Origin of the sequence: Aciduliprofundum boonei T469 (assembly GCF_000025665.1) — an archaeon.
Taxonomy (GTDB): Archaea; Thermoplasmatota; Thermoplasmata; order Thermoplasmatales; family Aciduliprofundaceae; genus Aciduliprofundum; species Aciduliprofundum boonei.
In genome coordinates, this window is the sequence record NC_013926.1 from 892568 (window position 1) to 913800 (window position 21233).

At 38.1% G+C, this 21233-nt stretch carries 16 protein-coding genes and 1 tRNA gene; 6 read left to right on the forward strand and 11 right to left on the reverse strand.

The features are described from left to right. Window positions 1–30 precede the first annotated feature (30 nt). Window positions 31–1485 carry a mechanosensitive ion channel domain-containing protein gene (locus ABOO_RS04710; protein WP_008084228.1) on the forward strand — a complete coding sequence of 485 codons (1455 nt, stop codon included), beginning with the start codon at window positions 31–33 and terminating at the stop codon, window positions 1483–1485. Here the strand turns inward: ABOO_RS04710 and ABOO_RS04715 are convergent. Next, the gene (locus tag ABOO_RS04715) at window positions 1468–1947 is read right to left on the reverse strand and encodes a hypothetical protein (RefSeq protein WP_012997265.1); all 480 of its coding nucleotides are present in this window, start codon (window positions 1945–1947) and stop codon (window positions 1468–1470) included. The genes ABOO_RS04710 and ABOO_RS04715 overlap by 18 nt on opposite strands. Before the next feature lie 106 nt (window positions 1948–2053). On the opposite strand from ABOO_RS04715, the gene ABOO_RS04720 reads away from it, so the two are divergent. Then, on the forward strand, window positions 2054–2608 hold the full coding sequence (locus ABOO_RS04720; RefSeq protein WP_008084298.1) for a dephospho-CoA kinase: 555 nt from the start codon (window positions 2054–2056) through the stop codon (window positions 2606–2608). On the opposite strand, the gene ABOO_RS04725 is transcribed toward ABOO_RS04720, so the two are convergent. The 8 genes from ABOO_RS04725 to ABOO_RS04760 form a co-directional block, all read right to left on the reverse strand. Further along, a complete protein-coding gene (locus ABOO_RS04725) occupies window positions 2540–3022 on the reverse strand; it encodes a zinc ribbon domain-containing protein (RefSeq protein WP_012997266.1) in 483 nt (160 codons plus the stop codon). The two genes, ABOO_RS04720 and ABOO_RS04725, sit on opposite strands and share 69 nt — an antisense overlap. After that, window positions 3019–4212 (reverse strand): dihydropteroate synthase, encoded by a 1194-nt coding sequence (gene folP / locus ABOO_RS04730; RefSeq protein WP_008084289.1) that lies wholly within the window; start codon window positions 4210–4212, stop codon window positions 3019–3021. The genes ABOO_RS04725 and folP overlap by 4 nt, the downstream gene beginning before the upstream one ends. A gap of 41 nt (window positions 4213–4253) precedes the next feature. After that, window positions 4254–5645: an NCS2 family permease gene (locus ABOO_RS04735; protein ID WP_008084271.1), complete on the reverse strand. Its 1392-nt coding sequence runs from the start codon at window positions 5643–5645 to the stop codon at window positions 4254–4256. A gap of 42 nt (window positions 5646–5687) precedes the next feature. Next, window positions 5688–6134 carry an alanyl-tRNA editing protein gene (locus ABOO_RS04740; RefSeq protein ID WP_008084304.1) on the reverse strand — a complete coding sequence of 149 codons (447 nt, stop codon included), beginning with the start codon at window positions 6132–6134 and terminating at the stop codon, window positions 5688–5690. Between the two features lie 2 nt (window positions 6135–6136). Beyond that, window positions 6137–7873, reverse strand: coding sequence for a translation initiation factor IF-2 (gene infB, locus ABOO_RS04745; RefSeq protein ID WP_012997267.1), 1737 nt, complete (start codon window positions 7871–7873; stop codon window positions 6137–6139). Window positions 7874–7897: 24 nt separating this feature from the next. After that, window positions 7898–9082, reverse strand: a complete 1185-nt coding sequence (locus ABOO_RS04750) for a phosphoadenosine phosphosulfate reductase domain-containing protein (protein ID WP_236614144.1) — start codon at window positions 9080–9082, stop codon at window positions 7898–7900. 112 nt (window positions 9083–9194) lie between these two features. Next, entirely contained in the window at window positions 9195–9851 is a 657-nt protein-coding gene (locus tag ABOO_RS04755) for a biotin--[acetyl-CoA-carboxylase] ligase (RefSeq protein ID WP_012997269.1), read from the reverse strand. A 344-nt stretch (window positions 9852–10195) separates the two neighbouring features. Then, window positions 10196–10269: transfer RNA gene (locus ABOO_RS04760), tRNA-Val, on the reverse strand. 98 nt (window positions 10270–10367) lie between these two features. Here ABOO_RS04760 and ABOO_RS04765 point away from each other — a divergent pair. Next, window positions 10368–16868 carry a CARDB domain-containing protein gene (locus ABOO_RS04765; protein WP_012997270.1) on the forward strand — a complete coding sequence of 2167 codons (6501 nt, stop codon included), beginning with the start codon at window positions 10368–10370 and terminating at the stop codon, window positions 16866–16868. Here ABOO_RS04765 and pyk read toward each other — a convergent pair. Continuing rightward, the gene (gene pyk / locus ABOO_RS04770; protein WP_012997271.1) at window positions 16836–18479 is read right to left on the reverse strand and encodes a pyruvate kinase; all 1644 of its coding nucleotides are present in this window, start codon (window positions 18477–18479) and stop codon (window positions 16836–16838) included. The genes ABOO_RS04765 and pyk overlap by 33 nt on opposite strands. A gap of 11 nt (window positions 18480–18490) precedes the next feature. Further along, window positions 18491–18742, reverse strand: coding sequence for a hypothetical protein (locus tag ABOO_RS04775; RefSeq protein ID WP_008084227.1), 252 nt, complete (start codon window positions 18740–18742; stop codon window positions 18491–18493). Window positions 18743–18835: 93 nt separating this feature from the next. Here ABOO_RS04775 and ABOO_RS04780 point away from each other — a divergent pair, with 93 nt between their 5' ends. The 3 genes from ABOO_RS04780 to ABOO_RS04790 all read left to right on the forward strand — a co-directional run bounded on the left by ABOO_RS04780 (window position 18836) and on the right by ABOO_RS04790 (window position 21229). Next, window positions 18836–19666, forward strand: a complete 831-nt coding sequence (locus tag ABOO_RS04780) for a transposase (protein ID WP_008082334.1) — start codon at window positions 18836–18838, stop codon at window positions 19664–19666. A 101-nt stretch (window positions 19667–19767) separates the two neighbouring features. Next, window positions 19768–20625 (forward strand): KaiC domain-containing protein, encoded by an 858-nt coding sequence (locus ABOO_RS04785; protein WP_008084246.1) that lies wholly within the window; start codon window positions 19768–19770, stop codon window positions 20623–20625. A gap of 1 nt (window position 20626) precedes the next feature. Beyond that, window positions 20627–21229: a hypothetical protein gene (locus ABOO_RS04790; protein ID WP_008084190.1), complete on the forward strand. Its 603-nt coding sequence runs from the start codon at window positions 20627–20629 to the stop codon at window positions 21227–21229. Window positions 21230–21233 lie beyond the last annotated feature (4 nt).

The following is a 21233-nucleotide window of genomic DNA, read 5'->3' on the forward strand; positions in this document are numbered from 1 at the left end:
TTTATACTTTTTTTAATATTCTCTAAGAAGATGAAAAAGATATTTGCTATCGTTTTACTTGCGTTCGTTCTATTCCCATCCGCTTATGCTCAGCTCCTGCCATCTACTGGAAATGTCACTATTAGAGGAGGTGAGGAAATAGTCGTTAATTTCTCCATAGTAAATACCCAGAATGAGACGGTATTTTATACAATCAACTACAAGGCTCCTTATGGTTGGGATATTAATGTAACTCCGAGCAGTGGTGTAGTAAAAGAGGGGGGTTTTCGAACCATTAATGTTCAAATTCATGCGCCAAAAAGCTATGGAGTAAGTGATTTTAATCTTCCCATTCATGTTCTTCTTTACGATGAGAATGGAAAAATTGGAGATTATGTTTATACTTTACACATTTCTTACTTATCCACCCCGTTTTACCTTTTTGAAATACCATGGCCCGAGAGTTGGGGATACTGGGGCACATTCCTCAATGTGATCATAACTTGGGTAATACTCACCCTTGTTCTTTATGTTCTCTTTCCATATCTGAAAAAGATAAGTAAATTAACAAAGACAAAAATAGATGATATTATTGTTGAAATCCTTCATAAGCCCATTACAACATGGGTAATTCTCTATGGTATTACCACTGCTCTTTTGACTCTACCTCCTCTATCCTTAATTTTCTGGCTTATAATTGAAATTTACAATATAATTGTGGTTATAATTCTAACTTGGATCTCTTATCGCATTTTTAAAGATATAATCATTTACTATCTTTTCCATCTTTCTAGAACTAAAAAGGGAGATTTGGAGAATGTTCTCATTCCTATTCTAGAGAAACTCGGAATTGTTACAATCGGTACGCTTGGGGGGCTTATGATACTACAAGTTATGGGAGTGAATGTTGGAGTTCTTCTTGCCAGCGTAGGTATTGCTGGTGTTATATTGGGTCTCGCAGCCCAGCAGACTTTGGGCAATTTCTTCTCCGGACTGCATATTTTGATAGATAAGGCCTTTAGAATAGGAGATATAATAATGCTTGAAAACGATGATGGTGTTTATAAAGTTTTGGATGTTGGTGTTAGGAGCACAAGATTATATGAGCTCTTTTCCAATACAGTTGTTTTCGTGCCAAATAGCAAACTTGCGAATACTAATATAATCAATTTTAACAGGCCGAATAATAAAATGAAGATAAGGATTGATGTGAGCGTCTCTTATGGAAGTGATGTTGAAAAAGTAATAAAAACTCTAAAAGAGATTGCACTATCTCATCCTAAGGTTCTGAGGGATGGAGATTACGAGCCAGTGGTTATATTCCGCGAATTTGGAGCATCCAGTTTAAATTTCTCTCTCTACATATGGATCGATAATGTGATGGAGCAGTGGAAAGTGCCAAGTGAGATAAGGGAGAGAATAGTCAAGGTATTCAGAGAGAGAGGCATAGAGATACCGTTTCCGCAGGTGGATGTGCATATAAAGCCCTTAAAGCCGGGTAGCTGAACGCTTTTTTAGTATTGCGAGAACGAGCTTCACATACTTTGCTCTTATGTAAGACAATGAAAAAAGCCATCCTGTATATATGGCGATATAGAATGGAAAAATTTGAATAATGATGGGGACAATGCTCTCGATATGGTCCATGTAGATTCTCAAATAGTAAATTATTCCCCAGCTTGAGAGAATGATAAGGAGAGACAAATATAAAGCAAGGGCCGCCTTTGCAATTTTTTTCCATACCCTAATTAAATGGAATATTTCTTTTAAATCCTTTAATTTTGAAAGTATGAATGATTTTAAAATTTTATCCTCCGTGATGAATATCCCCCAAAAAATTAGAGAGTATTTTATCACATTATTCCAATCATTTGCATATATAAAATTGAAGATAATGGATATGAGAAAGGCAAGCTCCACTAGGTATGCGTATAAAAAATCTTCCTTTATATCTTCGATTGTGGCCACATTTTTCAATCTTTGTGCCTTTATTTATATTAATCGTTGCAAATCTTAAGGTTGATAATCAAGTTGCAATCAACAAGCATAAATAATTGCACTTTTATTCACCATTATGCCTGTTATTCTCCTTGTGGGTATGCCCGGTGCAGGAAAGGAAGAATTTGTTAGAGTTGCAAGAGAGGAGGGCTACGAAATAGTCAGGATGGGTGATGTTGTTCGCAATTTCGTTCTTTCTTTGGGTTTAGAACTAAAGGATGAGATTGTGGGAAAAATCGCTTCGGAGGAGAGAAATAAATATGGTATAGATATATGGGCAAAAAGAACTTTGGAGAGGATAAAGAATAAAAAAAGAACGCTAATAGATGGAGTTAGATGCTTGGAAGAAGTAGAAGTTTTCAAAAATGCTTTGGGAGAAGATGCTAAACTTGTAGGTATATTTGCACCTAGAAAAGTCAGGTTTGAGAGAATATTGAACAGGGGAAGGGAAGATGATATCCATAGCTGGGACGAGTTTGTTGCAAGGGAGATGAGAGAGCTCAAATGGGGTCTTGGCAATGTGTTTGCCTTGGCAGATTATATGCTTCTTAATACATCTACTTTAGAGGATTTCAGGAAAAATGTCAGAAGCTTCCTTATTGCTCTCGAGAAAGAGGAGAATAGCTCTTGAAGATATTTTTATTATTTTATCCTCTTCTATGGCTGTTTTCAAAGTGCTCTTTGGAGGGGCAACGAATGGAAACTCACCCCATACATAACTCACTTCTCCTTCTTCTACAATACTTTTCCCAAAGCTTTTTAATTTTCCACTGAGCTCGAATACTTTTCCATTTTTCAAAAGGTACCATTTTTTATCATTCTTATCATATTTGTAATGCTCCTCGTAATTGCCAAATCTTATGTAGCCGGGGGAATTTGCCTTTCTAAAATAATACCAGCCATTCTCTTTTGGCACCCTATAGAATTTTTTATCCTTTGCATTAACAATAAGAAGAGAGCCGCAGTAAGGACAGGTTAGCATCTTTGCATAGCTCTTATCTCCAAGCTCTGCATAGCAGGTTGGGCATTGCCAAGCCAATCTCATATTTTTACCTCCGTAATTTTCTCAAGCATCCTTATCGCTCGGAAGTTCTCCTTTACATCATGTACTCTGATTATTGAGGCCCCTTTAAGTGAGGCAATTACATCGCTTGCAATAGTGCTTTCTAATCTCTCTTCTACAGGCAAATCAAGGAGCTTGCCCATATAGCTCTTTCTAGATGCCCCAACCAAAATAGGAAAACCCAGAGATTTGAAAGAATCAAAATATTTCAAAATTCTCAAATTATCCTCTACTCTCTTGCCGAACCCGATTCCTGGATCTATCATTATCTTATCCTCTTCTATCCCTTTCTTCAAGGCAAATTCTATTCTCTCCCTCAAGAATTTTGCTATTTCACCTATCGTATCTGCATAGCTTGGATTTAGTTGCATGTTCTTTGGCTCTCCTTTCATATGCATTATTACCACGGCCGCATCGTAATCTCTTACTATTTCTGCCATACCTTCTTTTCTCAATCCGTAAATATCATTCACCATGCTCACTCCTCTCTTTAATGCCTCCTCGGCAACCCTAGGTTTGTATGTGTCTATTGAAATTGGAACCTTTAGCTCTTGCAATTCTTCTATCACGGGCAGAACTCTCTTCATTTCCTCATCCTCACTTACTGGCTCTGAAAATGGACGAGATGATTCTCCACCAATATCAATTATATCTGCACCTTCCTTGACCATCTCCTTTGCTCTCTCCACAGCCCTCTCAACGCTCAAATATTTTCCCCCATCGGAAAATGAATCTGGTGTGACATTTAGTATGCCCATTATTTTCACAGGTGGTATTTTTATTTTATACTCCCTTGCCTCTATTACAAATTCTCTTTTGGCGTAGTTCTCTATTACTTCTTTCATTTCATCTGACATCTCTTTACCCTTGAAGGGCTGCTTTCTCATTTTCTCTATCAATATTTCGAATTGTCTTAGAGTGCCAAACAATATGGCATCCGTACTTTCACATTTTAATGCGGCAGTGCACCATGGCAATGCGCATTCCATCCCCGCTGCCAAAGCTTCCTGCTTTAGAAGAAGCGCCCCTTTAAGCGGTAAATTTTCCATTCTTAAAACTATAAAATTTCCCTTCTTTGCCATAATTGAAATACCATCTTCACTCACACCAATTTTTCTCATAAAATGCTCTAAATCATAGGAGCTTTTATTGAATACTAATGCATTGAACATAAGGGGAAAATAAGTTTAAAAATAAAAAATATTTGGAAAAATCATAACCAGTAGAGCCAGATAAAGTATATTACAAACACGATTGCAAGTATGTACATTAGCGGGGTTATCTCCTTGAATCTCCTCGTAGCCATCTTTGTTATCACATATGTAATTATGCCTGCGCCTATTCCATTTGATATGCTGTAAGTGAATGGCATAACTATGAGAGTTATGAAAGCTGGAATGTACTCTGTGTAATCGTCAAAATTCACCATCTTCATGTTTGAGAGCATAAAGAGACCCACAAGAATCAAGGCAGGGGCAGTGGCGGCTGATGGCACAAGGGCGACTATGGGTGTTATGAAGAGTCCAATTGTAAAGAGGAGAGCCACAACTATACTTACCAATCCTGTACGGCCACCCTCTTCTACACCAGCGGCACTTTCTATGTATGTAGTTACTGTGGATGTACCTATCAAAGCACCGAATGTAGTGCCTATAGCATCGGTCAATAACATTCTTGTTAGCGGTTTTTCAGGTATGTTTCCCTTCTCATCAAGGTCTCCAACCTTCGCCGATAGACCTGTTACAGTGCCCAAGGTATCAAAGAAATCCACCATAAGGAAAGCAAAGATAACTCCCAAGGCTCCTGCATTGATCAGCCCTTGAAAATCTAGTTTTAAGGCAATGGGTGCAATTGATGCTGGTAAAGAGACAGGTGAGGATGGCAAAGAGAATCCTGATGGGTAAAGTTGTGATGCTGCCCACGGATTATGTATTGCCCATAAAACTGCTGCTAATGTGGAGCCAAGTATTCCCCAGAGAAGTGCTCCTTTTATTCTGTTAACCAAGAATATTATTGTTATGAATATCCCGAATAGTGCTATGGCAACAGATGGAATATTTATGTAGTTCATGGATACCACTACACCAACTGCCTGTCCATTTGGAAGCAATTTTTCTGCTGTGTATCTGATTATGTTGGCGTTATTTAGACCTATAAATGTAAGGAATAGTCCTATGCCTGCGCCTATAGAATATTTGAGCGTAACTGGAAATGCATTTGCCACCATCGTTCTAACTTTTGTGACTGAGAGTGCTATGAAAATCAAACCTTCAATGAACACTGCGGTAAGAGCAACCTGCCATGAATAACCCATAACCAATACTACGCTGTAGGTGAAATAAGCGTTTAATCCCATACCAGGTGCCAATGCATAGGGTTTCTTAGCTAAGAGACCCATAAGCGCTGTTATCACTGCAGTTGCTATAACGGTGGTCGTTACAAGAGGTGCAAATGGCATGTGAGCCTTACTGAGAATTGCTGGATTTACGAAGATTATGTATGCCATAGTCATGAATGTTGTAAACCCTGCGATAACTTCAGTTCTTATCGTGGAGCCATGTTCACTAATCTTAAAAAACGAGTCTAATTTTTCAGACCATGTCATGCATCCACCATGGAAAATATGTGTTTCATATATTTAATAATTTCATTGCTCTACATCAAAGCTTATCTCTAGCAACTCTTTGGCTCTCCTAAACCTCCATTTTGTTATCTTTATTTTCCCCACTTCACCTGTGCTATTAGTATGCTCTTTGTTGCAGGCATTAACATTCCAGTTATCTATGACAACGATTTTCAGGGTTTTTACATTATCCGGAATTGGAAATAGGTCGTATATATCCTCTCCAAACATTTCTTCGGCTTTATCTCTTGGCAATGTTAAAATTTTTATTGGAACATTTTCCCCTATTTTTTCATTTGCAAGTTCCTCTATTCTTTTCATCTCATCTTGAGACGGCTTTCTGTGATATTTCACTGTTAATCTCCCGTGATTGCCACTTACATAAACGCTTGCTGTCCATTTTGCACCCAAAACTTTAACCACAGCTCCCTTTAGTATGTGCAAAGCAGTATGGGTTTTTATTTCATCCAATACTACAACCCCCAGAAGGGCTTTTCTTTTCTTTTAATTCTTGCAATCTCATCTAAAACCTCTTTATCTTCGTAACTTAAATTCATCTTGAAGAGTTTTCTAGCATGCTCCTCTGGGATGTCCACATAGTATGTTTCACCCGCTTTCACTTGCCTCCCAACGGTTACTCCATCTATTGCAATTGCAACCTCTTCTCCCATTATTGCCTCGAGCACATTATTTTCCCCGCTTCTTATGCTCTTTATCCTTCCTACAACCCGACCATCTTCTCTCAATATTCTCTGCCCTACTCTTATTCTACCACCAAGAACTCTAACACCTACAATAGCAGGCTTACTCAAGCGGAAAATATACTCAGGTAGAATCTTAAACTTGCCTGGAAAGGTTATCTCCATCCTCTTCTCCGCTTCCAATTCTCTCTTTTTCTCATCCATCCACTCTTTATAATCTTCAATGATCTTGTAAACTACATTATTCGTGAATATTTTTATCTTGCTTGCCTCTTTCTCTGCATCCGGCAGGATTTTTACATTGAATCCTAATATCACCCTATACAGGGGATTTCCTATTGTTTGAGCATTTACAATATCTCTTTTACTTATATCCCCAATGTCTGCCATTTTTATTGGTAGCCCCTCTTGTTTCAACTCGTAAGCCAGAGCTTCCAAAGAGCCGAGGGCATCGGCTTTTATTATCACTCCTTCCTCTTGAGTTTCTATGTGGATGCCCGTCTCTTTTCTCACCCTGTTAACTACCTCTTCTAGGTTATCATCTGCAACTATTACAGGCGAGCCCGCAAGGGCATTTTCCAAGTTTGGTGCTGCTATTTTTATTCCTGCTGCGGCATGCACTTCGTCCACACTCAAGAACCTATCTCTCGGGTCTCGCATCTCATCCAAAGGTTTTGGCTTTAATATTGCCTTTATTTTGGTTATTATCGGTTCATCATGGCTCCCAACCACTATTGTATCACCCTTGCGCATTGTGCCAGAGTATAAAATCACATCTATTGTTTTTCCCAAACCTCTTTCTTCTTTAACTTCTAAAACTGTGCCCTCACCAGGTCCCTCTTCCGTTTTTAGATTTTCCTCTAAGAACCTTTGGGCTAAACCTACAAGAACTAATAACAAATCTGCAATTCCTATGCCCAATTTTGCGCTCATTGGAATAATTGCAAGGTTCTGAGTGAAATCGGCAATTCTATCGTATCTATCAGCGGAGAACCCAAGCTCGTATAATTTTTCCACTATCTTATAAATCTTTTCATCAACGGATTGCTGCACCTCTTCTTTTTGCTTTTGAATTGCAAATATGAATGGCTCATCTTTACAGTTTTTCCAGCCATAAATCAAATCAATCTTATTTGCCGCGATAACAAAGGGGGTTTTGTATCTTTTGAGAATATTTATTGATTCCACAGTTTGTGGCATTATTCCTTCGTTTATGTCTATAACCAATACTGCCAAATCTGCAAGAGCACCTCCCCTTGCCCTCAAGGTTGTAAATGCCTCATGGCCAGGGGTATCTATGAAGAGAAGCCCTGGTACCTTGAATTTTTTGTTTATTAACTTTCCGCAAATCTTGTAAATTGCGTCAATAGGTACCTCTGTAGCTCCAATATGCTGGGTAATTGCCCCTGCTTCTCTTCTTGCAACTGAAGTGCCACGAATTTTATCCAATAGTGTAGTCTTTCCATGATCAACATGGCCAAGAACACTGACAATCGGTTGCCTTATCATATTTTCCCGTATAACAAGATTATATTAAGATTTGCTTATTTCCTTCATTTTCCTAGGCAATGTATTCCAGCGCCAAGTTCCGTCCATAATCTCGCTATGGGAGTATCCCTTCTCTCTTAAAAACCCATACCATTTTTCAAAAAGCTCTGGATGCGTTCTCTTCAAATTATGAAATTCAGAATTTAGCATAGAGGGACACATAAAGCAGCCTATACGCTCGTATCCCATATCGTATAGGGGATTATGAGGCAGTTTTTTCCATTCTAAAAATAGCCATACATCGAGAGCAAGCCAGTCTAAAATTGGATATATAACCTTCAAATTTCCAAGTTTTGATTCTTGAGGTCTTAGCATCCTTCCTAAAGATTCATACTTTCTAGAACCATCAACTATTGTACCTTTGAATTTTTTTAGTCCTTCTAATTTTAAATATTTTGTGCACCATCGTCTATCCTTGGTTGGTACTCCTAATTTTTCAACCATTTCCCAGAAATCTACTTTTGGCCTGATCTCAATTAGTTCAATACCCAGATAATCTGCAAAATTGTATGCGAACCTTTCCGTTTCTGGAAACTCCAATCCCGTATTGGCATATATTGCTCTCTTCACTCCTGCTTTGTATGCAAGGTATAGAGCTGTCTCGCTATCCTTGCCACCTGAGAAGGCTACATAATCTGCCTTTGCCCTTTTTATTCTCTCAATTGCCTCATTTTCAACTTTTTTCAAATATCCTAAATTTGCAGATATAGTATCTTTCATACTGCTCTTTCTTGCAGTTTTTATTTTTCCACAGTAAATATCTTTTATTTTCGTACCTTTTTCTGTTTTAACTGCAACTCCTATGCAATTGCCCGATGAGAATATTGCCCAATCTCCTTGGATATCCTTTTTTATTCTCTTACCCTTCAAATGTCCTTTGCTTTCAATTTTGAAATCTTCCACTCTGCCAAGAATATGAAAAAGTGATGCTCCCTTTCCTGTAGGTGTGAATTTCCATCTCCATATACCATCCTTTATGTATTCCATAATTCCTATCTTAAAACCGTCCACAAATACATCCTTGCGATAATCCAATCCGGGCTGCTTTGATAGAAGAATTAATCTTTTACTCAAGTAATTTCTTACTTCTTTGTAAGGTATGATCTTCGTTAAAATTTCTCTCTCATAATTGGAGGCAGGTCTTATATCTCCAAGATCATGAAATTTCAAAGTTCCACCTTTTTTACCGCATATATCGCATCTGTGTCCTCGCAAAGGCACATTGCAATTAAAACAGTGACCGATTTCCACGGACAAGCAAACTCTATTTGCATTATAAACTTTATTGCAAAATGATTACATCTCCAGCAACTACTTTTTTTATTTCTCCCTCTTTTTCAACAAGCAAAAATCCTTCGGGAGTTAAATCTTTAGCCAATCCTACGAAACTCTCATCTTCAACAATTTTAACCTTCTTGCCCAAGGTGCAATTGTATTTTTTCCAATCTTTTATTATCTCATCTCTCTCTTTCGCAATTTCATCTTCAAGTGTTTCCAAGAGTGTAGGAAGTAAATCATCTCTAGGGAGGTTAGGAATATTTATTGCTATATCTCTTATCTCCTCAGGTATATCGTTTTGGAGATTTATGCCCATTCCAAGAAGAATGTAACCTTTGTAATGCTCCCCAATCACGCCTGCAAGTTTCTTTCCCTTGTAAATCACATCATTTGGCCATTTCAAGCATGCTTTATACCCTTTTTTTTCTAAGGCTTTTGCTATTGCTATTCCCCCTACCAAACTTAGAATTTGTGGTTCTAGAGTACTTTTGAGAATTGCTGTAATCCAGAGGCCCCCGGGGGGAGAGTGCCAAATTCTACCCCGCCTACCTCTACCTGCGTTCTGCTCATCTGCTACAATGGCTACTCTATCCATCAAAATATTCTTTGCAATTTCTTGAGTCGAAGATACATATGGAAAGTAAATTACTTGAAATCCCATATATTTGAATTGCATGGTAGGTAATTAACCTTTTCTAAGAAGGGGCACCAAGCAGCGCCCTGTATAGCAGGGCTAGTTCGCAAATCCATTGGATTTGCTCATTTCCCCTTTCTAAACCTCTCCTTTTAACAGATGAGTATTGCACCTATGGCTAAGCCTTCTTGAAAGTTCTTTGATTGAAAAATTATAACAAGCTTTTTACCCTCTTACAACCATAAAACTTCTTTGGGGGTAAAGCACCTTTCTCAGGAACCACCAGCGAGTTCCTTTACCTCCTGCCACAGAAAAAGAGAATGTTCCGAAGGGATGGGTTTGGAAAGGGAAACCGCAGGTGTCCCTTCCAGTGGGCCCGCCCGGATTCGAACCGGGGACCTCCACCGTGTCAGGGTGACGTCATAACCACCTAGACCACGGGCCCTTGATGGATTATAGAAGTTGGGTATTTTAATCTTATGCCAATTTAGAATGGTATGTACCCCATAAAGTTTAAATAATACACAAAGCAATAGGGCAAGTATGAAAGTGAAGGGGAGAGTATATAAAAAAGAGAAAGGCGTTTCAGAAGTTTTGGGTAGTATACTTATATTGCTAATAACTGTTATGTTATTTTCCACAGTATTTTATTATGTGAGTACCATGCCCACTCCTAAGGAGAGAATATATGCCCAGTTTGATGCAAATATGAAAATTGAACAAAATGCAAATGGATATTATTACTTAAATATAACAGTGAAGAATGTTGGTGGAGAGAGTTTAGTTGATTGGAGAACTATGTTTATAATAGTAATTGATTTCACAGCTAAGCAACATATGCTCTCTTGGTCAAATTTCTCAAAACAACCTTTTGATAAAGATGGAAAGTTCTCCCAGGGTGAAAGTTTTTATTATGATTCCTCTTGGGACGGCTTTACTTATCCATCCTTAGAAGACATTAAGGCCCTAAATATAGGGGTAACTCTTTTAGATAAAAATACTGGTAATATAATATGGTCCACAAGGTTGCAAGGTAGGACTAATATGCCACCGATTCTTGTGGGTTTAACAACTTCTCCTTCACCACCCATTTTAGGTAAGCCTGCTACTTTTAAGGCCATAATTTTTGATCCTGATAATAATGATGTAAGTGGATATAATGTGACTCTTGATTTCTCCAACAGTATTCTAAAATACTCAATCTATGGATCACCAATAAAGCATATGAATTATTCTGGTAGTAACTCATTTACAACGATAGTCAGATTTAAGACTAATGAATCATTGGATATTTTGAGGCCATATACAGTTAGAGTAGAGATAAATTATGGTATATCTAGTACCCAAAATTTAGTTGTAAGTTATCCTGCTCATATATTTGTAAGCAGAGGTACACAATCTAAGGCACCTGATTTATATATCGATTCAAAATTTATAACTCTAAGTACTTTGGATCCTACTCATGGAGATAATGTACAAGTGTCGGTGACCATTGAAAACTTGGGGGGTACTGGAGCAACATTTAAATTAAGGGTGTTTGATAAGTATGAAGGATATAAAAGTGCAACTAATCCAGATGGAATTATACCTATAAAAACTAATTTGGGATCTTCAGAATATCTTCCCTCTAAAACTATGAATTATACTATAGCTGCTGCGGGGCAAACAACTATATCTTTCATTTGGGAGAATGTGGGGGCCAATGATAGTGGAGAGGATGTAGTTTCAAAAGTTTCAGGATCTCATCAGTTGGTATTTGAAATAATAAATGTATCTCCTGTTGAAAATCCAAACAAGTATAGTGATACTGCCACGGTATCTCTTACTGTGTTGCCTAGTATTCTCTTGGTTGATGATGATGGATATGCAGAAGGCTCTCCTTGGGATACGAGTAGGTATTACAAGTATTATCTTGATACAGCAGGATATAAATATGATGTAGATAAAAGCACCATAAACATTGGGCAATTAAGAAATGATATATACTCTCATGACCTCGTTATATGGGAAACAGGATATAAAGAGGATCCAATCACTTCTCAACAGGCCTTGATCTTACAGAATTTTGTGTACAACAAGGGTGGAGCGTTGTGGCTTATAAGTCAAGAAATATCTTCTACGAATTTGAAGACTATATTGAGCGATCAGAATATAGTAATATACTCTAAGGAGATGGATGCTATTGAAGGTGTTGAAAATACGGCAATAAACTTAACTACATCCCAAGGGAATGTAATTAGTGATGAGATAATAAATAGGGATAATGCACCTAATGGAAATGATACAATATATTTTAACAGTGTTGGAAGCCTTAAAGAGTTTATAGTTGGACATATACCGGGAAATCCTACATCTAGCTACAGTCCTGTAGCAGTGTATAAGGATTATAGTACCATAAAGTCCATGGGCGGAAAGGTAGTGTATATGGGTTTTGAAATGTCTAGGATACATCATTATTATGCTCAAGACTTTATAGCATATAGGGTACTTAAATGGCTTGCCGGTATTACAGGTAGAGCTGGAAATGATTTGGCTGTAGAAGATATGATTATAACTCCTAGGGATCCTCTTTATAAACAACCTGTCCATATAAGCGTTATAGTATCGAATAATGGTGGAACTCCTCTTACTAGCAAAGTTTTACTTGAAGTGGATGGCATAGTGTCTCTAAATATAAACACCACAAATCCGAACTCTACAGGTACTATACCACCAGAGGGCGGATTTGTTACAGTTAATTTTACATGGATACCTACTCAGCCAGGAAAGCACACTCTTACGGCTATTGTAAATCCATATCATACTATAAAGGAAACCAACTATCAAAATAATATAATAAATCAGGAAATTGTGGATACAAGCGTATTTGTTCATTTTTCTACTCTTGTAGTTTATAATAGCACTAAGCAATATTCAGTCAATGAGAGAAATATTGTAATTTCAACTCTTCAGCACCTAGGTTATAGATACAAAACACTTGACACGCATTCTAGTAATTTGCCCAACGGGTATGAAACAGGGGATTACTTTGCTCAATACAATTTAGTTATCTGGGCAGATACGCCTATTGGGAAGAGAGATATAAATGCGATAACAGACTCCCTTGGCAACAATCCAAATACCGGCCAAATTTTCTTAGGTAATGATATGGCGGGATATATTAATAGCAATAGTGATTTAAAAAGGTATTTGGGGATATCTCAGATGAGTTCAGAGAATGTTGAAAGTGAGAGTGTACTTTATGGCGTTAATAATGTGAACAGTGTTAGTAATGGTATTACCCTGGTAATAAAAGAAAATACTCAGCTGTATAATATCTCTGCTGCAGATGCCCAATCACTTTTCAGGACTTACGAGTCTGTCACTTCAGGTTATTTCGATTTAGAAAATTTATCTGCAGTATACGAGAATTCCATACCTTCTACTGGTTATGGAATAGTATCGGAGATAACAGGAAGTGGAAGTAAATTTGCCATAGTTCCATTCAATTTAGAGAACATTATAGGTATATTTGGTCTAAAAAATGAAAGTATAGCTAAGCCGTATGCTCCTGCAGATCAGGGTGAGGCGCTATTGCTCTATAAATTGTTTAACTGGTTTGGTTACAAACCCAATATGCCTGAATTGGCCACTTATACCTCGGATATAAATATTACTTATGGGGGAAATATTCCAAATCTTCCTCCTATAATTGGGCGCTCCTATATGCTTCGTACAAAAGTTTACAATTATGGTGCAGAGGGTACAAATGCTGTTGTGAGATTTTATGATGATTTCGATTGGATAGGAAGTAAAACCGTGTATGTGCCTGGTAATAGCTATGCTCAAGTGGAAATAAAATGGACCCCTATGTTTGCAGGAGCGGCTAGGCATATAAGGGTTATTGTTGATCCTTTAAATGAAGTTAAAGAGACGGTATTTAATGGAACGTCCAACAACGGTAAGGAAATATTCAATTTTAACAACGAAGCAATTAAAACTGTCAGAGTTTACTATTTCTGGGATAATATGGAAAACGGTGCTGGAAACTGGATTCACGAGGCAACAGTACTTGATATAAATGGAGAGTCGCCTCTGGACTTTATAAATCGGAGAGATGTTAGTACCAATGTGGTGGGTGACTGGGACTGGACATTAAGCGGAGATACAGATAGCGACGGAGTGTATACCCAAGATGGTAATACTTTCTATACAAACGATACCAAGGTTCTGAATTTCACTGGCGGTGCTTATCATTCTGCTTCAAGTGCATTCTGGATGCCTGAGGCACCAAGATTAAATAAGAGAAAACCTATTGATATCATATTTGTAATAGATACCTCTGGTAGTATGAATAGTGTAGTGCCTGGTGCCACTGTTGGGGATGTTAATGGTGATGGTAGATCAAATACTAGAATTGATGTAGCTATCCAGGCCGCAATCGATGCTGTTAAGGAACTAGGTCCTCAAGATAGGGTTGCAGTTTTCACTTTTGATGGCAATAGTCACCCTGAAGAATATATGGGATTTACATATGTAACTGCCGATAATTTACCAACTATTATTTCAGATTTGAAAGATATCCAGGCTGACGGTGGAACTCCCTTATATGATACTCTTTCTTGGGCGGTTTATTATATGGATACCCAATCTGCAGATAATCCTGATAGGGAGGATGCCACCCGTGGTATATTGGTATTGACTGATGGTTTAAGTAACTCTGATAATTATGGCCCTAATAATGTGCGTAATGGAGCTAGGTTTGATTATGCACCAGGCACAGGTAGTTATGAAGTAGAAGATGGAGTTATAAAAAATTATCAGAAATATGTATCCAGCGGGCTTCTTAAGGTCCCCTATAATCTCCTTGCAATCTCGGTAGCTCCAGATGCATGGGATGGGCGTTTATTCCCTATTGGAAACTCTTCCCAAGGAAGAATATCGATGGGCTTATTCGAAGACGATCCAGTAGCTATAGAGCAGGTATTCACCACATTCATACAACTTCTAATTCAGCAGACAACAGGTGGACTTAGGGCAGTAGCACCAATGTCTTCTTATGGGGATAACTTAGGGAATAACTTATATGCTTCAACTACAATTCAGGGGCTTGGAGCTGTTGTGTTTTCCGATGGGTTCAGAGCTTATGCAAATGAAGGAGGTACAGGTACTCCTGATGATGCAAATACTCCGGGCTTCTTGGGTAGGTGGAAGCAGAGCGGCTTTACTATTGTTTCTACGAATGATGGAAACTATTACTATAAAAGTCAAAGTAATTACTACTACTGGACAGATGAATATTGGGTTGCTCAAACGGATGGTAAGGGAAATGGAAACCAGCCGCCCTATCTTGAGCATACTATATATCCCGGAGATGTTCTAAAATATCACTATCCTGGTAGTTACACTATAAAAGGTGCTGAAATAAGATTCTGGGTTGGAAAGAACTATGAGGACAGTAATTATCCTGATGCTACTATTAATGTGTATGCTAATGGTCAACTTCTTACAACACTTACCCATGTTTTATCAGATACGGATGAGGCATATTATTCTGTTACTATACCCGTTTCTATATATGATTTATCTACATATACCATAAATATAACAGTCGTTAACACCGATGATTATATAGCAATAGACGATGTAATGGTTGTGTACTACATAGATTACACTCCGCCATCTTCAAGCTCTGGAGGGTCTGGGGGAACTATTCCCGCAGATTATTCTTCCGTTGTGGATGTAAAAGCGAATTATACTTATTTTATAACTCAACCTGTTGAAGTTTCTGGTGCAAAGAAGGCATTTCTAACCTTCTGGACAAAGTACTGGATGACGCAGGGTACTAATGGAGGTATAATTTATCTATGGGGATCAAATGATGAAAACTCTTGGACATGGGATTCGGCTTCAAGGGTTTATCTTATGCCAACACAATCTTACACAGGCAACTTAAAGATTTCTGGAGTTAATAATTATGCTACAACTGGAGGACCAAAAATAGATGGAAGTCAAAATGGACTCGTTGATAAATATGGAAATAAGCCCTACTGGTGTTTCAATGGAAGAAGTGGTGATGGTACATTTGGCTGGGATTATATTTCAGTGGATCTATCTCCATATATATCAGAGTTCAAGTACATAAGAATAGTTTTTATGCTTGTACAATTTGGTGGAGTTGGACCAAACAATGGTTGGGATCCAGCTATGGGTTGGTACTTGGATGATGTAAAGATTTCTATAACATCCGACAATTCAAAAGATTTGTGGCAATTATACAATTTTGGAGGTACGGGAGCTGAGAAAGCACACTCAGGAGATTATGCTTGGGCCTATGGAATTTCCTCTAATAACTGGGCTCTTCCAGAAGGTGTAGATTCATCTTTGATAACTAAGCAGATAGATTTGAGTACAGCTAGGACAGCGTATCTCTATTTCTGGATACGCTTTAATTTGAATCCTGCGGCAGGCTTACCACCAGCTACTGTGCGTGTGGAAATAAGTGATGACAATGGAATGACTTGGAGCTCTATAACCTATGGTGTTAGAATAGGATGGGGTGCTAGTGGCACAGGAGGTATATCTGGAACGAGCTCTGACGGTAAATATGGCTGGGTTAATTCAGGAACCCTTGCTAGAATCAACTGTGATATAAGTGGTTGGGCAGGAAAGAGCGTGATGATCAGGTTCAGGGTAGTGACTAATGCAACGGATTATCCCACATATGCTAATTCTAATGATCCATATGGAGTTTTCATTGATGATGTTGTGGTTTACGGCGAGGGCTATGCCTCAACGATTACTGTTAGTAACAACTATCTCTGGACTAGTAGTGCCACCTCTGCGATCACCCATACAAATTATCAAAAAGAGAATAATACTACCATTAACAATCATAAACAGCATAACTTAACAATTCCGTTGCATTTTCAAAAGAAGATGGATAATATTGATAGATCGTTTAAGACGACTCTTGAGCTACAATCACATGGGACTATATTGGCAATATTCAGAACCAGAGTGAATCTAAGGTTATTTCCACAGCACTCCCCTCTCAGGATCTAAAGTTACAACCTCATTTTCAATTTCTATTTTTCCAGTGCCAGCTAGGATTGAAATTCCTTTCTTTGAGAGATTTATGAGTTTTGACGGCTCGTAGATTTTTGATTCTATAACAATGCCTCTAACATTCTCTGTATTGATCTCGTTCCAGTGAGACATAAGCAAAATATCGCAATTCTCCGCATCTCTGCATATTTTTCCCCTTATTTTCTTCTTACCATAACCCTTTCCTCTTGCAATTACATCTCCAACTAGTTGAACCCACACAAAGTTTGTCGTGCCAGGAATTCCAGAAGGCTCTCCACCTGCGATCACTATAACATCTCCCCTTTTAAGCAAACCATCTTTTTCGGCTTTTTCAATCGCATTCTTTAAAGCATTTTCCGCATATCCAAATTTATCGATGAGGAAAGCATTTACCCCCCAATAAATTGAGCAGCTGCGTAATGTCTTTTTAGAGTATGTGGCTGCTAGGATTTGCATTGGTGGTTTGTGTCTAGAAACCAACCTTGCGGTTTTTCCTGTGCGGGTAAGTACCAGTATTGCATCAGCATCGATCTCATTGGCAAGAAGTACTGCAGCATTACTTACACACTCAGAAAGAGAGCCTTTGAGTTCCAGTAAATTCTTATTTTCTATCATAATATCTGCTCTCTCTGCTACCCTTGCTAACACTTTCACTGCCTCTATAGGATATTTTCCTATGGCAGTTTCTCCAGAGAGCATAAGGGCATCAGCACCATCTAATACCGCATTGGCTATGTCCGAGACTTCAGCTCTCGTGGGTAGTGGGTTTCTTATCATACTCTCCAAAATCTGAGTTGCTATTATTCCTACTTTACCATATTCTATTGCTTTCTTGAGCAAGTATTTTTGGATTTGTGGCAAATTTTCAACGGGTATCTCTGTGCCTAAATCTCCCCTAGCCACCATAATTCCATCGCTAATTTCCAATATTTCCTCTATATTATTTACCCCTTCTTGATTTTCTATTTTTGCAATTATTTGCCCTTTCAACCCTATTTCATCCATAACTTTTCTAAGGGCAACAATATCTGAAGCACTGCGGATAAAAGAAGCAGCAATGAAATCTATAGGTGCAAGTGCTTTTATGAATTCCAAATCCCTCTCTTGAATATATGGAATTGGAATGGAAACACCGGGAACATTTACCCCCATATGTGGGGCTATTATTCCACCCTCAACGACTTCTGCTATGGCAAGTTTATCCTTTATCTCTTTTATTTGCAGTTTAATCTCACCATCATGGATAAGCACATATGTGTTGGGAGATAAGTAATTGTATACGATTTTTTGATTTAGTTCTATATCTCCAAAATCCCCTATATCAATCCTATCCCCTTTTTTAACAAATTTTTTCTTGCATCTTGTAATTCTAATTTCTGGACCTTTTATATCCAGCATTATGGCCGTATTTTTTCCCAATTCTTCCGATATTTTTTCAAATTTATCTTTCATATTTTTATGTTCTTCCACACTACCATGGGCTATATTTAGCCTTGCTATATCGACACCTGCTTTAATTAGAGATATAAGAGTAGAATCATCTTTGACAGCAGGACCTAGAGTTGCAATAATTTTAGTTTTTCTCATTCATTTCACCTTTATTTTGGAAGCATTAATTTTATCTCGGCTAAATTATCTCCCTCAGCCCTTTCTATTAAAATATCCTTCGCTCCCGTTATTTCTGCTATTCTTTTCAGAGTGGAGTAAGAGGCCTTTACCATTCTTCTCACTTTCAAATGTACAATCCACTCACCAAAAAAATTCTCATATATTTTTATCACTTCAAAAAGATTATCATCCATTCTTCCAAGCTCCTTGTTTAATTTTATTACTGCATCTTCTGGATTCATAGTCCTACAATCCCTCCAAGGTATGTATAATTTTCCTTTGACAGGGTGAGTTGCAACCCCACATAAAAATAAAATAGGGGATATAAATAAAGGATGAGCAGGAAATTAGACCTGTACAAGGTTGTGAAAATGGGGATGAAAGCTCTAAAGAGAGCAAATATTCCTCTTTACTGGAGCAAGTACTCTAGGAAAGATTACACTCTGCACCAGCACATGATGCTGATAGTGCTGACACAGTATGTGGGAAGTATAGAAAGAATGCTCCAGATTGTGCGAGAAATGAGAAAGATAAAGAGGGTAATGAGATTGAAGAAAATCCCCCATAAAAGCACAATTTCAAGAGAGTTGAGAAGAATACCAGAACGATGGATTCGCATTGTGCTTAGAGAAATAGTGAAAATAATGGGAATACCCAATAAATTTGCAGTGGATTCCACAGGTATTCAAATTTATTACCGTTCATACTACTACACACAGCGAATCGGAGAAGCAGGAAAAATAAGAGAAGGATTGAAATTGCATGCTGCTGTGGATATTGAGAGGAAGCTCATTACCAATGCAATAGTTACTAAATGGCATGCCAATGATTCACCGTACCTCATACCTCTTTTGGAGAAAGAGAGTGTAAAAGAAGTGTATGCAGATAAAGGCTATGATTCTCTACGTAACATACGATTTGTTCTGAATAAAGGAGGAACTCCATACATAGCAATCCGTAATAAAGCAAGAAGAGGATTGCGAAGGAGATTGTTAGAAAAGAGCAAATCACCTGACTGGAAAAAGAAGTACTCGCATAGAAATGTAATTGAATCAGTCTTCCACTCTTTCAAAAGAGTTGTTGGAGATTACATATTTTCCCATTCTTTCTCTGGTGCTTCTAAACTCCTGCTCTTCAAAGTTCTTGCCTATGATCTCTATGTCTAATCCTTCCTTATTTTTATTCTTCTTTTTTCATGTTTTTCGAGGAATTCAACTTATCCCCTTTGACAGAAAATTTTATATAGAAGTATATTTTTAATTCAAATATGGCGATGGAGGAGTATGTGTATGAATTGCGAGATTTGAAGAACAAAGCGCCAAAGATATTTGGCATACCTACTGGTACAAAGCTAGATGAAATGTTTTACACGGTCAATTATGATGAAAAACAGGATAGATTCATTAAAAAACCATTGGGGGGCATACCTCACCTTGCAGTTATGAACATCACAGGTATACCAGATACGGGTAAGTCCTTGCTTGTGGAGCAATTTGCGGTTTATCAGGCTGCTCGTAATTATCCTGTTTTGTTTGTAACTGTTGAATCTCCAGCAAACTTTCTTTACACTGCTTTGAAACAAAAGGCGCAGGTTCTTGGTTTAGATTTTGAAAAAGTGGAGGAAAATATGATAGTAATAGATGCTTCCCAAAACGCAGAATTGAGGGAGGATATGAGTTCGTTGTTAGATACAATGGCATATGCTATAAAGAAGAAGAATACGAAGAATGTGGTTATAGATTCCGTAACTGGGCTGTATGAGCATAGGGAGGTTTTAGCCAGACAGATTGTAAGGCAATTATTCAATTTCCTCAAGAAATGGAATCAGACAGCGTTGCTGGTATCACAAAAGAGATCCTCGCAAAGTAGTGAAACTGCCGAGGCTGCCGGAGGTTTGGCTGTGGCACATATTGTTGATGGGACTATTGTTATGGACAAGGAGATAATAAACAGTAAGTGGAGTGCGTCCCTGTACCGCAGGAATATAGGAGAGGTAGTTCGCACAATACGCATTGATGGATGCCGCCTCGTCCCACATTCTTCCGATACTTATATTTTTGAGATAACCGATACTGGCCTAATAGACATAAAAGGGCCTTTAAGCAAGATAACAGGGGGTGATTGAGATGGAGGTCATAGGAAAGCCCGTGAATGAGAGAAATATAGATGCAGTTGCGGAAAGGATATTTCATGAGAGCATCAGAATACTTGGAGGTCTAAAGAATCTGGTTGAATACAGGAACCTGACATGGCTCCCAAGCTTGGCAGAGGCTGCGTATGTAATTGCTTTGAAAAATGAGTCTATAAAGACTAACAGGGAGATAGCGGAGTATCTGGGCATAACTGAGCAAACGGTTAAGAATATCCTAAGTGCAGATGAGAACAGGGTAATGGAGTATTTGAAGGGAGAGTCCAGAGAGAAGGAGCATGTTGCTGGAGGAATTGCAAAGCTTGCGTACAGGGCTATAAAGGAGCACAGGGATAATTTAGATGAGAGGATGGAGATAATGGAGGAAAGTGCGAGGTCCTTAGGTGTTGATTGGGCTGTTCATGTGCTTTCAAATATAAAGGGATTGAATTTTCCTGTTGAAAAAGAGGATTTACTGGAGAGATTAAAAGGATATCAGATACGGGGTAAACCTATTGAAGATATACTGGATTCTCTTGAGTATCCAATAAAGAGTCCTGCAGAGTTGTTGCATGCGATAAGAGAGGCCATTAAAGATTAAATAA

Bases quoted from the DNA above. Each gene is read 5' to 3' on its own strand.
- ABOO_RS04710 (WP_008084228.1), top strand. From the start codon at position 31: ATGAAAAAGATATTTGCTATCGTTTTACTTGCGTTCGTTCTATTCCCA.
- ABOO_RS04720 (WP_008084298.1), top strand. From the start codon at position 2,054: ATGCCTGTTATTCTCCTTGTGGGTATGCCCGGTGCAGGAAAGGAAGAA.
- ABOO_RS04725 (WP_012997266.1), bottom strand. From the start codon at position 3,022: ATGAGATTGGCTTGGCAATGCCCAACCTGCTATGCAGAGCTTGGAGAT.
- folP (WP_008084289.1), bottom strand. From the start codon at position 4,212: ATGTTCAATGCATTAGTATTCAATAAAAGCTCCTATGATTTAGAGCAT.
- ABOO_RS04735 (WP_008084271.1), bottom strand. From the start codon at position 5,645: ATGACATGGTCTGAAAAATTAGACTCGTTTTTTAAGATTAGTGAACAT.
- infB (WP_012997267.1), bottom strand. From the start codon at position 7,873: ATGATAAGGCAACCGATTGTCAGTGTTCTTGGCCATGTTGATCATGGA.
- ABOO_RS04755 (WP_012997269.1), bottom strand. From the start codon at position 9,851: ATGGGATTTCAAGTAATTTACTTTCCATATGTATCTTCGACTCAAGAA.
- ABOO_RS04765 (WP_012997270.1), top strand. From the start codon at position 10,368: ATGAAAGTGAAGGGGAGAGTATATAAAAAAGAGAAAGGCGTTTCAGAA.
- pyk (WP_012997271.1), bottom strand. From the start codon at position 18,479: ATGAGAAAAACTAAAATTATTGCAACTCTAGGTCCTGCTGTCAAAGAT.
- ABOO_RS04775 (WP_008084227.1), bottom strand. From the start codon at position 18,742: ATGAATCCAGAAGATGCAGTAATAAAATTAAACAAGGAGCTTGGAAGA.
- ABOO_RS04780 (WP_008082334.1), top strand. From the start codon at position 18,836: ATGAGCAGGAAATTAGACCTGTACAAGGTTGTGAAAATGGGGATGAAA.
- ABOO_RS04785 (WP_008084246.1), top strand. From the start codon at position 19,768: ATGGCGATGGAGGAGTATGTGTATGAATTGCGAGATTTGAAGAACAAA.
- ABOO_RS04790 (WP_008084190.1), top strand. From the start codon at position 20,627: ATGGAGGTCATAGGAAAGCCCGTGAATGAGAGAAATATAGATGCAGTT.